Genomic DNA, 14,357 nt, shown 5'->3' with positions numbered 1-14,357 from the left:
TGTGCCCCGCCAGGGAGTTAATTTTCGCTCTCTTCCTAACTGTTTAGACGAACATGATATAAGTTAAGGACGCGCTTGGGGCCAAGGAATCTCAGACTTAGTTGCCAGTACACTAGAAACCCCTGCTGCACCATAGCGATTCAGATGACTGGGGTCAGCAAAATACTGATTTTGGTCAACCCATTGCCGTCCTAAGTCAATAAACACCAATCCATCACTAGCAGCGTGTTGCTGCATAATTTGCCGAAATTGCCCTTCACGAGATAAACGCACCGAATCTAAGTAATCTCGACTCAGAGGTAAATTAACAATAACGAGGGGAATCTGCTGCTGTTTAGCAAATGCTTTCACTGAATTCAACGCTGTAGCTTGGGAACCCGAAAAACTAAAGGGTTGATAATCGGCATCGTACCGACCGGCTACTCGTGGATGTTGCTGATAGTAAGTTTTAGGCTCGAATTTGCCATCCATGGGCAGGAAGCCATTGGCATCAATCGCAACTGTACTGTATCCTGTGGTATTGCGTACTAGTGTAAGCCGTTGCGGTTCTTGGGTTCCCCTTAACTGAGTTAAGAGTAATCGCTTGGTAGGGTTGGACTCTGGGTTGCTGGTTGTCTCGAAAGATACCCGTGCGAGTCGCCACCGTTCAGATGTTCCGGTTGGGCTAGTAGCATTGCCAGAGTCAACTGACGGTTCCTTTTTAGGGCTAGAACTTATAGAGACGGGTATATTTTCACAGGCATCAATGGTATCTGGTTTAGTTTCAGCCAGCTTGGGGCGATCGCCGGCATTCAAGCTTTGATATCCTACAGATGCAGTCAGGCTGTTATAGGTTTTATCAACTCGTCCACTATTAAACGCCCGAACTCCATCTGCCCAGATAATAAGGCGAGGCAGTTGCTCTGGGGTCAACAGTTGCCGCAGTTGGAAGTCAACAAATTGAGCCGTGGCACCGTTAACGCCTAAGTTGAAGATTTTGAAACCGCCTTTACCGTTCTGTGCTAATGCTTGTTGTAGCTGTTGAGGATCGACACCTACTAACGCCCGCGAACTCCCAACAATGAGAACATCTGGGGGACCAACAGCAGCTACATAAGAGAGATAAAGGAGTAGCTGTTCTTCAAAGATAGGATTGTTAAAGCTAGCAAAGGGTAGCGGGGAATTTACCGTTGAGGCTTTTTGCTGGGCAATATCTACATTTCTCAAATATTCTGCTACTTTTTTTTGTGCAAAAGCGCGTTTGGGACTATCGGGCGACACCGCTTGCATGGCTTCGATGGCTTGAATCCATCCTAATACCACTAAATCCCATTCTTGGGGAGAGCGAGCAGATTGGGCAAGATTTGCCGCACCTGTCGCTTTATCAACGGCTTTGGTAAACGGATCAACTTGGGGACAGGTTGAGGGCGTTTCAACTGAGGTGACTGACACGGCACTCGAATCCTTAGTTGCTGGTGAAGTAGCATCCTCTGCTTTATCCGGCAGCGAGGTTGTGGAACAGCTAGAGGCAAATGCTAACAAAGCGATGACAGTGGCATGGGGGAGTCGAAGGCAGAATTTAGACATAAGGCGATCGCACTCTTATGATACAGGACAAGGTTCTTTTACTATCCTTGTTAGATAAACTGGTGAAAAACCTTCACCGTGATGCATCGGTGATTAGAGACTTTTCCTAATCTAATTATGATTCGGAATGAGCCGAGGTAAGCAGGTAAAAACAATTAAACCCAACTGTGTAAACTTTTTCTACATTAAGCTTGACTTTTTAGTTTTTAAAGTGTATTAAAGAGTGCTAACTTTCTCTCCCCCCACTCCCCCACTTCTCAGCTACGGCAAAAACCGATCCAATGCCGCTTTCAACTCTTCAATTTCCACCTCAATTTTGCCTTCTTGAGCCGCACGACCGATACACTCACTTAAGTGTTCATCTAGGATAATCCGGGCAACGCGATTTAAGGCACCTCGTACTGCCGCAATTTGCACTAGCACATCAGGACAGGGACGACTTTCCTGCACCATTGTCTTAATTCCACGGATATGTCCCTCTATCCGAGAAAGCCGATTGACAATTCGCCGCAGGGATTCTTCGTCGTGAACGTGGGTATGTGCAGATAGTTGATTGCCATGATGATGTTCAGCATCGCTGGGATCGCAATTTGGGTTCAGAGAATATTCATCTGGCTCAGACCGGGCAAAGGTTTTATTAGTCAATGGCTGTGACTCCAATTACGGGTTGGGCATCGGGAATGGCTATCGTCTTTTCCCGATCCTAGTCTAGAGGAGAAAATCTGGGGGACTTCTTTCAAACCTAAACCGATAACAATAGAGCAACTAGGAAATCCAAGTCGTGAGATTTGCAAGCCTACACTATAATCGTTGAGATTTAGTGTAGCAGGATGTCACTATGAGTGGGGTCAAAGATGCAAACTAGTCAAAAACTCGTCCTCCCAGCTATGGGTTGTGGAACTTGGGCATGGGGAAACCGATTGCTCTGGGGATACGATGAAAGTATGGATGAGCAGTTGCAAGCTGTTTTTAATCTGTGTGTCAGTAACGGTGTAACGTTATTTGATACCGGTGATTCCTACGGAACGGGGAAATTGAATGGGCGAAGTGAACAACTCTTGGGACAATTCTCTAGAGGTTATCTCGGTTCAAATCAAGAGACTATTTGTATTGCCACTAAGCTGGCAGCTTATCCGTGGAGATTGACACGAGAGTCAATGGTATCGGCTGGCAAAGCGTCTGCTAAACGATTGGGGCGAAATGTGGATTTAGTGCAGATGCACTGGTCTACCGCCAACTATTTTCCTTGGCAGGAGTGGGTACTTTTAGATGGTCTTGCCGATCTTTATGAGCAAGGATTGGTTAAGGGAGTAGGACTATCCAATTACGGACCCAAACGGCTAAAACAGGTCTATAAAAAGTTTAGCGATCGCGGCGTTCCCATTGCCACCTTGCAAGTTCACTACTCGTTGCTGTCCACCTATCCTGTCACTGAACTGGGAGTGAAGGAGGTGTGTGATGAGTTGGGGATAAAACTAATTGCTTACAGTCCTCTGGCATTAGGATTATTAACCGGAAAATATTCTAAAAAAGGGTCTTATCCTAAAGGTATCCGAAGTCTATTATTTCGACAGCTATTACCCGGAATTCAGCCGCTTTTAGACTGTTTGCAAGAGGTGGCAGAATCGAGAACTAAAACTAGGGCGCAGGTGGCACTGAATTGGTGTATTTGTAAAGGTGCGATTCCTATCCCTGGAGCGAAGTCTGTGGAGCAGGCGAAACAGAATATGGGTGCCTTGGGTTGGCAATTAGACGCTGGTGAGATTGCCGAGTTGGATAAAGCGGCTACAAGGGTGGATAAAACGATGGTGCAAAATATCTTTCAGACGCAGTAAAGTTTCGTTACTGAAGTGACCTATCAACCTACCGATTACGATAGCCCTTGGAAAGAAACCATCTCTCGCTACTTTCCCCCAGTTCCCTACTGGAATTGATTAATCAGATAGAAAATCCGGCTGTACTCATCACACTTCTGAGGCAGGCAGTTACAAGTGACTCATTAGCACAATTGCAGAGTGCGATAGCGAAGCGCTGCCGCCAAAGGCAGATCGCTCCCTTGACATCTGAATCCGCAGAAGGATAAAGAGAAAAAGATTGTGGCGTACCCCGCAGAACGTTTGAGATTTCATAGGAGAATAGGGTAGGCATTGCCCACCCTACTGATTATCTGCTGGGATGACTTGTTTGGTTTAGAACCTAGAAGGTTTCAGCGTAATGGAACGTGACTTTCTCGCCAAATCGGTCAAAACGTCCATCAATTGTAGCTTCTGCGGTAGCCCGAATCGGGTCAGGAACACCACTCTCAAAGGTGGACTTGTAGCCGATGTAGACTGAGGAACCGAAGACAATTGAGGTATTGAATAGCTCCGTTGAGGGATCGAGGTCGGTAAGCAGCTTTTCTTTGGAGTCGAGTATACCATTTGGATTGGTGTCAAGCCAGAACTGGTTACTGTAGTCCAAGTTAGTAGCCGTCCAACTCGTCTTATTGCCCTTGCTACCTTGTAGTTGTTCTTCATAGGCAACATTCAAGGAATCAACCTTGACATCAACTGGATCACCGCTGGCATTCCGGATACGGAAGTTACCACTGAGCATATCACCATTGCGGATTCCAGTGAGGGAATCAATCTCGATACTTCGCTGGTTTTTCTGGAAAACATCCACAACAGCATCGTCTTCGTCAGACGCTTGATTCCCTTCATCATCAACGCCATTAGCAATGATGGTATTTTTCGGGTCTTCCCAAGGATTCAAGGAACCGGCTGCATAGGATGTCGTATAGTCGAAGGTGAAGGCTTCACCGGGATTGAGGACGATATCCCCTGTGTTACCTGCTGCTTGCCAATCGGCTAGAGCATCACTCAGGCGATCAACGGTTTGCAATTCACCGAGCGAACCTCTACCCATTATTCTTCAAGTTATAAACTAATGTCTTACGACAAGATTTTGGTAAATACGGAGTCATGCATAGTAACTTATGAGGGTATAACTGTTGCCCTGCTTCCGAAAGAATATAAATTATTATTGTTATTTCTCGACTACCCTAAGCGCGTTTTAAACTACGACTTTATAATAGACAAAATTTGTGACGACGATAAAATTCCCACACCAAATAATATTAGAACGCATATAAAAGGACTGAGGAAAGCTTTTAAAAAAATCAAGAATTCTGAAGATATTATTCAAACTGTTCATGGTCTGGGTTACCGATTAAAGCCTTTGGAGGAAAATAGAGCAATTAATTCTAACGTTTCACCTTCAGTTTCTGTAATACAATGCTTATTCAGAGGGAGAGCTATAGAGTATGCTGCCATCAATGACAAATTGTTTATTGAATATGTATCTCCAGGTTTGTCTAATTATTGTGATTACCCAGAACTTCTTAAACTTGGAGTGAATGTAAAAGATCCTTTTCCTGAATTTATAGGACTTGAGGAAATTCTCAAAGATATACTAAATCACGGTCAAGATTATTTTGAAATCAAAGGAATTGCTAGATGTAATATCGCTCTTTTGTCACTCTCGCCAGAGCAAACCCTGAAAGCCTTGCACCAATAGAGTTTCCGCATAGGGGCTTAAGACATAGGTTTCTATCACGCAAGCGATCGCTCTACTGTCCATGGGGTTTGACTTTCATCAGTTGGCTATGATTTTACTTTTCCCAGAGTGACAGAAGAGCGATAGAAGCAACTCATGACCTGAATTTATCAGATAACTGAATTAGCAGAAAGATAAGTTTTCAGAGGGCGATCGCATCAGTCCTTGGATAACAGCAGCTTTACAATCTGCCAGACTGGAAGTCTGCCCTGCTACGCTGAAAGTGGATAATTCCCCCTCAACTCGTGGCAACGACTAAGGACAACGGACACCTATGGGTATTAAAGACAAATCGAAATCTCCTCGCCTGCCCCAGATTGGCAATATCCTCTTAATACTGGCAGGTGTGTCCTTGCTAGGGTACTTGTTAGTCCCCAAGTCTCCTCGGTTTCCCCTAGAATCCTACAGCGAATTTCTCGACCAAGTGGAAAACGGGAACGTTGCACGGGTTTCGGTAGGAGAAGACCAGATTATCTACCAACTCAAAGCTACCAAAGACCCACTCAAAGCGACTCAAGACCTTCTCAACGCCACCAAAGACCCACTCAAAGCCACTCAAGATTTGCTCGAAACTCCCGAAAACGCTCTCAAGCCAACTGAAGACCCTTCACTCAAGACTCCTCAAAATCCCCTCAAACCCGGAGAAGAACCGCCCCTGGCTACCTCTGAAGATTCCCTCAAGACGGCTGAAGAATTGCTCATGGGTGAAGAAAACCAACAGGGACAAATCTATGCGACTCTTCGGGTCGATGATCCACAATTGGCTCAACGGCTTCGGGAAAAAGATGTTCAATTCTTTGCGGCTCCACCACCGAAAAATGGCTGGTTGCTCAGTCTGTTGAGTTGGGTAGTTCCACCGCTAATCTTAGTCGCGGCTTTCCAGTTTTTCATGAAGCGCAATGACTCTGACGCCCAAGGAGCGCTTTCCTTTAGTAAGAGTAAAGCAAAAGTTTATGTTGAAGGCGAGTCTGCCAAAATCACCTTTGCAGATGTGGCGGGTGCCGAAGAAGCGAAGATTGAGTTAGTAGAAATTGTGGATTTCCTCCAAGACCCTCAGCGCTTTGCTCAAATTGGAGCGCGAATTCCCAAAGGGGTGCTGCTGGTGGGACCGCCAGGAACAGGTAAAACGCTGCTGGCAAAAGCAGTAGCAGGGGAAGCAGGTGTGCCATTTTTCAGTATTTCTGCGTCTGAATTTGTGGAATTGTTTGTGGGAACCGGTGCGGCGCGAGTGCGTGACTTATTTGAGCAGGCGAAGAAGAAAGCCCCTTGTATTATTTTTATTGACGAGTTGGATGCAATTGGGAAATCTCGCAGTAGTGGAAATTTTCACAGTGGCGGCAATGATGAGCGGGAACAAACCCTGAACCAGTTGCTGACTGAGATGGATGGGTTTGCGGCTGGGGATGCGACGGTAATTGTATTGGCAGCAACCAACCGTCCTGAAAGCTTAGACAGAGCCTTATTGCGTCCCGGACGCTTTGACCGTCAGGTATTGGTCGATCGTCCCGATTTAGCAGGACGAAAGGAAATTTTAAAGATTTATGCCCAGAAGATCAAGTTGGGTGAGGATGTAGACTTGCACGCGATCGCAACTCGCACGCCTGGGTTTGCTGGGGCTGACTTGGCGAATCTAGTGAATGAAGCAGCGCTACTGGCAGCACGCAAGCGCAGTGAAACCGTATCTCAGGCAGACTTTGCTGAAGCGATTGAACGAGTGGTTGCGGGTTTGGAGAAAAAAAGCCGCGTCCTCAATGATAATGAGAAAAAGATTGTGGCATACCACGAAGTCGGTCACGCTTTAGTTGGCGCACTGATGCCGGGGAGTGGTAAGGTAGCAAAAATCTCGATTGTGCCACGGGGAATGTCAGCACTGGGTTACACCCTACAACTGCCGACGGAAGACCGTTTCTTAATGAATGAAGCAGAACTGCGGGGGGATATTGCGACGCTATTGGGAGGACGTGCTGCCGAGGAGATTGTGTTTGGCAGCGTTACCACAGGTGCAGCTAATGACTTGCAACGCGCCACCGAGTTGGCAGAACGGATGGTGACAACCTACGGGATGAGTAAGGTGCTGGGTCCGTTGGCATACAATGAAGCACAACAGAATAGCTTCCTAGGGAATGGTGGGATGAGCCTGCGCCGGAGTTTGAGCGAGGAAACAGCAAAAGCGATTGATTCTGAGGTGAAGGAACTGGTGGAAACGGCTCACCAGCAAGCGTTAGCCATTCTCAAGCAAAATCGGGATTTATTGGAAGCGATCGCCCAGCAAATCTTAGCCACGGAGGTGATTGAGGGGGAAAACCTGCAACAATGGCTGAGTCAGGCGCAACCTTTAAATCGAGTAACAGCAGAAGTCTTTGACAGTAATTGTCAGGGACGATATGCAGGGGATGGTTTACCGGAGCGGGTTGAGCCAGTCAAAGAGGTAAGTTAAAGCCAAATGGTATCAGCTCACTCTAGGGTTCTTACCGTTAAAACCTGTGGCGGCGTTGCATCGGGAGGATAAAGAAAATCCACTTGCACCAACCGTTGGTCAGAGGGTGGCATCATTAATGTTACCAATGGCTCCCCCTGTTGACCGCGTCGTTGTACCAGATGCACGTAGCGAGTCTGAGGCAGTCGAGCATCATTGTTATAGCGGATTCGCACAGTTCCCCGGAAAAAGACTTGCTGGGCTGGGGGTTCAAAAAAACGCAACCCGTTTTGGATTTGGTCTTGTTTGAGGGGTGTCTGAAGCGCTAGAGTTACGGTTTGAGTTTTGTTAGTGGGATTTACAAGGGGCAAGGTCAAACTATATTGCACTCCGTAGTTCCCATGAGCAAAATAGGCAGTATCAGGATAGCGCACCAGCATTGCTGCACTCTGACTTTGACCTGTGCCAAAGCGTCCACCAGCTAAGGTACTCAGTCCGTAGGAAAAGGCAGTTCCTGGTTCAGGAATTGTTAGAAATTGGGATGTTGGACTATCCGTTAACTGGCTTTGCCACTGAGACCCTTGGGCAACTCCAGCAACCCGACCGTAGATAATATTACCTGTAGTAGAATCGGGTGGAGTTGGAGTGCGATCGCGCGGAGTGGCTAATTCCCCTTGATCCAATAGCTGCTGCCATTCTGACAGAGTTGGTTCCCGTTCGTTTCCTACTTCATCAACGGGGGCATAGCGGGCGAGACTGGCAACGTATACCTTACCATCACTGCGCAACCGCATCAAGGTAGAACGACCATTGATGGGAGGTTCTAATGTCCGCACCGGAATGGGTAGATTGAGTATCATGCGGCTTTCCTGGGGAGGAATCACCAATTGAGGAGGAAACTCTGCTTGCCGATGCCGCCGTAAGATATCACTCATCACTCGACTACCAGGACCTGCATACACTGTACCTCTGGGGTTCTCCACCTGAGACGGCAACTGGATAAAGGGTGCATCGGGTTGACTGAGGTAACTGGCAGCCTGCAAGATATCCACCGTGACTGGCTCTTGAGTGGGATTATGCACGAGTATTCCCAAATAAAGCGTGCGTAAATCTTCGGGTGTAGGAGCTTTGGCAATGTGGTGGGCAAAGATATCAAAGCGTCCCTGAAAGGGAAAGTTTAAGTGAGCGCTGGGGGTAGCTTTACCGTTTGGGGGAAAGGTAGAGAGTAAGATGCCCTCGGTTTGCACGAGTTCTGGGCTGTTGCTATTGAAAACCGGGATAGTATCCAGTTGCCCTGGTAAAACACGGACGTCTTGGGGCTGCACAATTTCTTGGGGTGGGGCTGGAGCTGGAGTGGCTTGGGCGAGTGGAAAAATTGGCAAAAAGGACAGCATGAAGCGATGAGGTTAGTTTAATTTTTTAGGAGATTCATTTTACCAAATCTGCAATCACCTTCTCCAAACCTGCCACGACTCGCGCTAGTCGTTCATAGTCAATCTTATCCGGCGTATCCTCTTCGGTATGGTAGTAGGGATAGCGAAAGGGAGCCGTATCTGTCACCATCACGGCTGGATAGCCTTGCTGCCAGAATGCCCAGTGGTCTGACCAACCCACACCCTGAATCATACCAGGTAAGGCAGCCCCCTCAGAAGGAAACTGAGCATGGCGGCGGAAGGAGTCTATACTTTTTCGGACTAACAATTGAAACGCTGTATTACCGACAAAACCAATAAAGTTTCCCTGGAGAGGATAGATTAGATCGAGGGGAAAGGGATATTGCTGAGAGCCAATTTCATCAGAGTAATACCCCATAGTTTCCAAACTCAGCATAGCGACAACGTTCTCATTGCGATCGCGGCATCGTTTAGCATAGACAAAACTCCCCATCTTGTCAGTCTGGAAAAAAGGTGGCTCCTCATTCACAAACTCCACAAAGCGCAGGGTTTTAGCTGGCTTTTTACCTGCAAATAAACGTGCCAGTTCTAATGTTGCGGCTGAACCCGTACCATTATCATTAGCCGCAAAACTGGTATACGCCGAGTCATAGTGACCACCAACGACTACAATTTCCTCTGGAAACTCTGCACCAGGAATTTCTACTTCCAAGTTGTAATAGGTTTGATTGTCAATCTCATAACCTTGTCGCTGGACTTCATACCCCGCTTGTTTCAACGAACCTTCCAGGAAATTAGTAGCAGTAATAAGACCATCGTAGTATAAATAGTTACGCCGCCCAATTTCACCCGCCAATTTTTCTACATCTTGCTGTAGAGCCTCTCGCAATAATACTTCCTGTGGGGTCAATTGTGGTAGCTCACCCTTGTAACTTTCCCCTGGCATTCGGATCATCACCAACCACCCACCAAAAAACACGATACAGAGAATGAAACCGAGTATAGCGAGTCGGATTGCACCGGCAGGATTCAGTAGGGGGATTTTCCAAAATTTGTTTGGTATTTTAGTCACGTTTGAAATGTTATTACCATCATCGACTTAACCCTAAATTCCCCCCCCAAAACTCCAAGTCTCTCTGCGTACCTCTGCGAACCCCTCTGCCTACCTCTGCGTTAAAAAAATACTATTCCAATGCTAACAGATTCGATACTAATCACTCAAAACCGCCAAATGCAACATCCCATCTCCCTGATTCACCAGAGGGTTTTGCGTGTGACCAATCACTAAACCATCAAAAGGAGCATAAATCTTGATACTTTTTTCTCCAAAAGCATCAGAAATGACACACAAAAGCTGCTTATACGCAACTCGTTGACCCAACATAACATTCAGATGCAAAATCCCGCCACGGGCAGCCCGTACCCATTTACTTTCCCTAACTTCTAATGATGGGTGCAATGGCTCAGGTAATTCTAACTGAATCATTCCCAACACAGCCATCACCCGCAAAATGCCAGCTATCCCAATCGCGATCGCATCCTGACCAAACCGCAACGCTTCACCGCCCTCATACAATAGCATCGGGATACCCCGCCCAGTTGCAGCTTGCCGCAGGGAACCATCCCGCATCGTAGCGTGCATCAGCAGTGGTGCATCGAAGGCTTTGGCACAGCGATAGGTTTCCGGTTCATCTAAGTTGGCGCGAATTTGCGGTAAATTGGTTCGGTGTTCAGCAGCAGTGTGAAGATCAATACCGTGGGTACACCGACTAACCACCTCAGTCATAAATAAATCAGCTAACCGGGATGCTAACGAACCACGAGGGGAACCCGGAAACGAGCGATTGAGATCACGACGATCTGGCAAATAACGAGATTGCCCGATAAAGCCAAAAACATTAACAATCGGTACAGCAATCAGCATCCCCTGTAGTTGAGATGGATCAATGCGTTCCAAAACTTGTCGAATAATCTCAACCCCATTAATTTCATCCCCGTGAATAGCCGCACTCAACCACAGTCGCGGTCCAGCTTCAATACCATTAACCACAGTAACAGGTAAGGAAAGCAGGGTTTGGGTAGGCAGTCGGGCAACAGGAATTTCTGTGCGCTTACGTTCTCCGGGGGCAACAGTAATGCCACCAATTTCAATTGTCATTACTCATTACTCAAATAGCCGTTATCAAAATTAATACTGAATGCGATCGCGCATATTTCCCATCGCCGCATTTTTTTCCAAAAACTCAATAATTTTCCCTGCCACATCAGCGCCCGTTGCCTCCTCAATGCCTTCGAGTCCAGGGGACGAATTCACCTCCATTACCACAGGTCCATGATTGGATCGCAACAAGTCTACCCCCGCCACTCTCAGTCCCATCGCTTTTGCTGCCCGTAGCGCCGTACTACGTTCTTCTGGCGTCAGTTTAATTTTTTCAGCCTTCCCACCTCGATGCAGATTTGAGCGGAATTCTCCAGGTGCTCCCTGTCGCTTCATGGCTGCCACCACCTTGTTGTCAATCACGAAACAGCGAATATCCATACCTCCCGCTTCTTTAATAAACTCCTGCACTAGAATATTGGCATCCAGACCGCGAAAGGCTTCAATTACCGACTTAGCTGCTTGGTGGGTTTCTGCAAGTACCACACCGATGCCTTGAGTTCCCTCCAGTAGTTTGATCACTAGTGGCGCACCGCCAACGATATCAATCAAACCATCAATATCTTGGGTAGAGTTGGCAAAGCCGGTAACGGGTAAGCCAACGCCTTCGCGGGAAAGGATCTGCAGGCAGCGTAACTTGTCCCGAGAACGGGAAATGGCTTGGGAATCATTGGCTGTGAAGACACCCATCACTTCAAACTGCCGCACAACAGCCGTCCCATAGAAAGTCTTAGACGCCCCAATCCGAGGAATAATGGCATCTAAATCTTGTAGAATTTGACCTTGATAAACCACTTTGGGTTTATGAGCCGTAATGTTCATGTAGCAACGCAGATAATTAATTACCTGCATTTCATGACCCCGCGCTTCCCCAGCTTCTTTGAGGCGTCGGGTAGAATACAGCGAAGCATCCTGGGATAAAATTGCGATTTTCATCGTTCGTTCTGAATCGTCTTTTTCGGTTTACACTTCCCAGTCGAACTCTGCAAAAACGACCTACCCGCATCTACCAAAAACCGTTTGCGTACTGCCTGACGCCCTAGTAACATTCGGAAACCCATCACATCTCGATTAGTCAGAGTTAGTTCAATCTGCCAGCGCCTCCCGTTCAGTTCTACCATAGTTTGGATGACAGGTCGTAGCTGGCTATGCCCCCCAGAATTGCGTACCTGTCGCTGCTCTAGCAGTTCGGCTTCAGCAGTCACAGTTCGATGAGTATCTCGCTGGTAGGGATGCACTTTGAACCGAACTATCATTTTCCCATTCCGCTGAAAGGTTTCAACATCAAAGGCGTGTAAGGCAGATGAGCGTGCTCCAGTATCAATTTTTGCCTTGATGTCTGTAATTCCCAGTTCAGGCAAAGTAATTCGTTCCCGCCAGCCGATGATTAACAACTGCTGTTGGGAGGATTCAACTATCATGCTTACGTTTTGATGAGGTACAACGCTCTGGATTTCAGGGAGTGGGGAGTAGGCTTCCGCGCCTCGACTGAGCGCTCGCCGAACGTCCGTGAGCGTCAGCGTTCGACTGAGCGTCTCCGCCCTGAGCTTGCCGAAGGGTCACGCCGAAGTCCGAACGGGAGTGGGGAAATGAGGATTGCTAGAAGGGATGAATCTTACGAAGCTACCACAGCGCGATCGCTTTCCCGCCTCAAAAAGCGATCGCTTTTCTGTTCAAACTCAGACTTGAGCCGCATTTTCTGCTGATTTTGGGGCTTGAGTGACCCCTAGGCGAATTTCTGAGGAGAGAGATGCCATGCTAAAACCGCCAAAGCGCTTCAGGATGCTGGTGCGCAGCCGCAAGTTAGGACTAGCAAACCACAGCCGTTCCTCAGAATACATGGTTTCGTAGTCGGTGATTAATGTTAGAGCACCATCATCTCCCATACTATAGCGACCCGCAACTGGGGCTTTTTCAGCATAGCCCATTTCTCGCAGCAACTGACCTTCATTCGGCTTGTCTGGGTCAGCAACCGGAACTAGCACCGTAGAACCTTGGTGTTTTTCTTCATCCCAATCCATCGTGCCGTCCCAGGTAACTCTCGCGCCACAGATTGCTAAGACTGGATCGACACTGTATTGTTGGCAGAGTTGAAGCACTTCTGAAGTATCAGCCGCCAGCATTTCAATCGTAATATTAGACTTGCCATTCTCAGCTTGCCTGAACGCCAGATGGTGACTGGTTCGCTGGGAAAACCATCGACCAGTACTCTGCTCAAAAAACTCTTTAATGTCCATGAATTCAGAGATTTAGCGTGAACAAATTGTTTTGATTTTATCCCTCTGTCGGCTGGTTCGAGGCATTTTCCAAGCGCGAGAGTGAAATTGACGCTGCCTCAGATACTTGGGGATGACTGTCTTTTGCCAGAAAGTTTAAGGCAGAAACGCTTTTTGGAGTCGGTAAGTTACCGAGGGCTTCTGCTAACCGCTGCCGAACCAGCCAATCTGAAGACTGGGCAAAGCGCAAGATTTCACCGACTGCTTCTGTCGCTTTGATTTCACCCAAAGCCGCAATTGCCGCTTGTTGTAAAACGACTTCCTCGCTGTCCAACGCCTGCGTCAGAATGTCGCGAGCACGGGGGTCTTGAATGTTGCCCAAAGACACAGCTACACTGAATCGCACTAACCAATGGGTATCTTCGTAGAAAGAGCGAGCCAGGGTTTCAAAAGCTCTGGGGTCTTCCAGATAGCCCAATGCGCCGGCTGCATCGGCTCGAATGCCGTAGTCTGGGTCACTCTCCAGCAATTTTACCAAAATCGGGTAGCATTCGTCGGTCTGCTTGATTCCCAAGGCAAAGACTGCCATTGAGCGGACTTGCAAACTTGAGTCATTCAATACTTTTTTAATCAAAGGGACGGCTTGCTCCGATGGCACATTCCGCAAGTTTGCCAGGGCTAGCATGCGATCGCGGGAGTTGGAACTTTCGAGCTGAGTCGATAGTTGTTCTAAATTTGGATGTTCCATCTGCTTGTCTTCTTTTTTTAAGAAATGTTACAAATATTATAGAAAAATTAGCAGGCATCCTTTGACGAATCACACTTCAACCTTCAACCTCACTTTCCCCTCCTGCCTTGCGTTCTCTAAGCTTCAGAAGAATTTCAGCATGCATTTCGCGGGTGATGGGATAAAAGTAGGCGAGAATCAAACCGCCAATTAAGGCAACCGTCGGTAGCGGACCAATAGCAATGCGAATTGCCAAGAGTGCTGAGGCGGGTTGGGTGGGTGG

The 14,357-nt window shown here is 47.5% G+C and carries 16 protein-coding genes and 1 pseudogene; 5 read left to right on the top strand and 12 right to left on the bottom strand.

The window, feature by feature from the left end; genetic code table 11:
• Positions 1 to 63: 63 nt before the first annotated feature.
• The gene (locus IQ257_RS20400) at positions 64 to 1,431 is read right to left on the bottom strand and encodes a hypothetical protein (protein WP_322744415.1); all 1,368 of its coding nucleotides are present in this window, start codon (positions 1,429 to 1,431) and stop codon (positions 64 to 66) included.
• On the opposite strand from IQ257_RS20400, the gene IQ257_RS31230 reads away from it, so the two are divergent.
• Entirely contained in the window at positions 1,421 to 1,624 is a 204-nt protein-coding gene (locus tag IQ257_RS31230) for a hypothetical protein (protein WP_322744414.1), read from the top strand. The genes IQ257_RS20400 and IQ257_RS31230 overlap by 11 nt on opposite strands.
• A gap of 203 nt (positions 1,625 to 1,827) precedes the next feature.
• Here the strand turns inward: IQ257_RS31230 and IQ257_RS20395 are convergent, their stop codons facing one another.
• The gene (locus IQ257_RS20395) at positions 1,828 to 2,166 is read right to left on the bottom strand and encodes a metal-sensing transcriptional repressor (protein ID WP_228060877.1); all 339 of its coding nucleotides are present in this window, start codon (positions 2,164 to 2,166) and stop codon (positions 1,828 to 1,830) included.
• Positions 2,167 to 2,420: 254 nt separating this feature from the next.
• Between IQ257_RS20395 and IQ257_RS20390 the strand changes: the two genes are divergently transcribed.
• Complete coding sequence (locus IQ257_RS20390) at positions 2,421 to 3,401, top strand: aldo/keto reductase (protein WP_193875587.1); 981 nt, start codon at positions 2,421 to 2,423, stop codon at positions 3,399 to 3,401.
• A gap of 103 nt (positions 3,402 to 3,504) precedes the next feature.
• On the opposite strand, the gene IQ257_RS20385 is transcribed toward IQ257_RS20390, so the two are convergent.
• Both IQ257_RS20385 and IQ257_RS20380 read right to left on the bottom strand, forming a co-directional pair.
• On the bottom strand, positions 3,505 to 3,714 hold the full coding sequence (locus tag IQ257_RS20385) for a hypothetical protein (RefSeq protein ID WP_193875589.1): 210 nt from the start codon (positions 3,712 to 3,714) through the stop codon (positions 3,505 to 3,507).
• A gap of 48 nt (positions 3,715 to 3,762) precedes the next feature.
• On the bottom strand, positions 3,763 to 4,473 hold the full coding sequence (locus tag IQ257_RS20380; RefSeq protein WP_193875591.1) for a hypothetical protein: 711 nt from the start codon (positions 4,471 to 4,473) through the stop codon (positions 3,763 to 3,765).
• 21 nt (positions 4,474 to 4,494) lie between these two features.
• Between IQ257_RS20380 and IQ257_RS20375 the strand changes: the two genes are divergently transcribed.
• Together IQ257_RS20375 and ftsH are read left to right on the top strand one after the other, a co-directional pair.
• Complete coding sequence (locus tag IQ257_RS20375) at positions 4,495 to 5,124, top strand: winged helix-turn-helix domain-containing protein (protein WP_193875593.1); 630 nt, start codon at positions 4,495 to 4,497, stop codon at positions 5,122 to 5,124.
• 313 nt (positions 5,125 to 5,437) lie between these two features.
• Complete coding sequence (ftsH, locus tag IQ257_RS20370) at positions 5,438 to 7,600, top strand: ATP-dependent zinc metalloprotease FtsH (protein ID WP_193875595.1); 2,163 nt, start codon at positions 5,438 to 5,440, stop codon at positions 7,598 to 7,600.
• Positions 7,601 to 7,617: 17 nt separating this feature from the next.
• On the opposite strand, the gene IQ257_RS20365 is transcribed toward ftsH, so the two are convergent.
• The 5 genes from IQ257_RS20365 to IQ257_RS20345 form a co-directional block, all read right to left on the bottom strand.
• Complete coding sequence (locus IQ257_RS20365) at positions 7,618 to 8,973, bottom strand: DUF3370 domain-containing protein (RefSeq protein WP_193875597.1); 1,356 nt, start codon at positions 8,971 to 8,973, stop codon at positions 7,618 to 7,620.
• A 34-nt stretch (positions 8,974 to 9,007) separates the two neighbouring features.
• A complete protein-coding gene (locus IQ257_RS20360; protein ID WP_322744412.1) occupies positions 9,008 to 10,045 on the bottom strand; it encodes a M28 family peptidase in 1,038 nt (345 codons plus the stop codon).
• 138 nt (positions 10,046 to 10,183) lie between these two features.
• Positions 10,184 to 11,131: a succinylglutamate desuccinylase/aspartoacylase family protein gene (locus tag IQ257_RS20355; protein ID WP_193875599.1), complete on the bottom strand. Its 948-nt coding sequence runs from the start codon at positions 11,129 to 11,131 to the stop codon at positions 10,184 to 10,186.
• A 30-nt stretch (positions 11,132 to 11,161) separates the two neighbouring features.
• On the bottom strand, positions 11,162 to 12,067 hold the full coding sequence (rimK, locus tag IQ257_RS20350; protein WP_193875613.1) for a 30S ribosomal protein S6--L-glutamate ligase: 906 nt from the start codon (positions 12,065 to 12,067) through the stop codon (positions 11,162 to 11,164).
• The gene (locus IQ257_RS20345; protein WP_193875615.1) at positions 12,064 to 12,552 is read right to left on the bottom strand and encodes an ATP-dependent zinc protease; all 489 of its coding nucleotides are present in this window, start codon (positions 12,550 to 12,552) and stop codon (positions 12,064 to 12,066) included. Before IQ257_RS20345 ends, rimK begins: the two co-directional genes overlap by 4 nt.
• Before the next feature lie 12 nt (positions 12,553 to 12,564).
• Here IQ257_RS20345 and IQ257_RS20340 point away from each other — a divergent pair, with 12 nt between their 5' ends.
• The gene (locus IQ257_RS20340; protein ID WP_193875617.1) at positions 12,565 to 12,837 is read left to right on the top strand and encodes a hypothetical protein; all 273 of its coding nucleotides are present in this window, start codon (positions 12,565 to 12,567) and stop codon (positions 12,835 to 12,837) included.
• Here the strand turns inward: IQ257_RS20340 and IQ257_RS20335 are convergent.
• The 3 genes and pseudogenes from IQ257_RS20335 to IQ257_RS20325 all read right to left on the bottom strand — a co-directional run.
• Positions 12,811 to 13,368, bottom strand: coding sequence for a phycobiliprotein lyase (locus tag IQ257_RS20335; RefSeq protein ID WP_193875619.1), 558 nt, complete (start codon positions 13,366 to 13,368; stop codon positions 12,811 to 12,813). The two genes, IQ257_RS20340 and IQ257_RS20335, sit on opposite strands and share 27 nt — an antisense overlap.
• A 37-nt stretch (positions 13,369 to 13,405) precedes the next feature.
• Positions 13,406 to 14,095 carry a HEAT repeat domain-containing protein gene (locus IQ257_RS20330; protein WP_193875621.1) on the bottom strand — a complete coding sequence of 230 codons (690 nt, stop codon included), beginning with the start codon at positions 14,093 to 14,095 and terminating at the stop codon, positions 13,406 to 13,408.
• A 76-nt stretch (positions 14,096 to 14,171) separates the two neighbouring features.
• Positions 14,172 to 14,357: pseudogene (locus tag IQ257_RS20325) on the bottom strand (MFS transporter); the annotation flags it as partial.

Source organism: Coleofasciculus sp. LEGE 07092 (assembly GCF_015207375.1).
Classification (GTDB): Bacteria; Cyanobacteriota; Cyanobacteriia; order Cyanobacteriales; family Coleofasciculaceae; genus LEGE-07092.
Note: the sequence above shows the minus strand (reverse complement) of the source record. Positions and strands in the feature narration are given on the sequence as shown.

What these genes read in the sequence shown, in the direction of transcription:
- IQ257_RS20340 (WP_193875617.1), top strand. Translation starts at nt 12,565, where the DNA reads ATGAGGTACAACGCTCTGGATTTCAGGGAGTGGGGAGTAGGCTTCCGC.
- IQ257_RS20365 (WP_193875597.1), bottom strand. Translation starts at nt 8,973, where the DNA reads ATGCTGTCCTTTTTGCCAATTTTTCCACTCGCCCAAGCCACTCCAGCT.
- IQ257_RS20380 (WP_193875591.1), bottom strand. Translation starts at nt 4,473, where the DNA reads ATGGGTAGAGGTTCGCTCGGTGAATTGCAAACCGTTGATCGCCTGAGT.
- IQ257_RS20375 (WP_193875593.1), top strand. Translation starts at nt 4,495, where the DNA reads ATGTCTTACGACAAGATTTTGGTAAATACGGAGTCATGCATAGTAACT.
- IQ257_RS20335 (WP_193875619.1), bottom strand. Translation starts at nt 13,368, where the DNA reads ATGGACATTAAAGAGTTTTTTGAGCAGAGTACTGGTCGATGGTTTTCC.
- ftsH (WP_193875595.1), top strand. Translation starts at nt 5,438, where the DNA reads ATGGGTATTAAAGACAAATCGAAATCTCCTCGCCTGCCCCAGATTGGC.
- IQ257_RS20390 (WP_193875587.1), top strand. Translation starts at nt 2,421, where the DNA reads ATGCAAACTAGTCAAAAACTCGTCCTCCCAGCTATGGGTTGTGGAACT.
- IQ257_RS20385 (WP_193875589.1), bottom strand. Translation starts at nt 3,714, where the DNA reads ATGCCTACCCTATTCTCCTATGAAATCTCAAACGTTCTGCGGGGTACG.
- IQ257_RS20355 (WP_193875599.1), bottom strand. Translation starts at nt 11,131, where the DNA reads ATGACAATTGAAATTGGTGGCATTACTGTTGCCCCCGGAGAACGTAAG.
- IQ257_RS20330 (WP_193875621.1), bottom strand. Translation starts at nt 14,095, where the DNA reads ATGGAACATCCAAATTTAGAACAACTATCGACTCAGCTCGAAAGTTCC.
- IQ257_RS20345 (WP_193875615.1), bottom strand. Translation starts at nt 12,552, where the DNA reads ATGATAGTTGAATCCTCCCAACAGCAGTTGTTAATCATCGGCTGGCGG.
- rimK (WP_193875613.1), bottom strand. Translation starts at nt 12,067, where the DNA reads ATGAAAATCGCAATTTTATCCCAGGATGCTTCGCTGTATTCTACCCGA.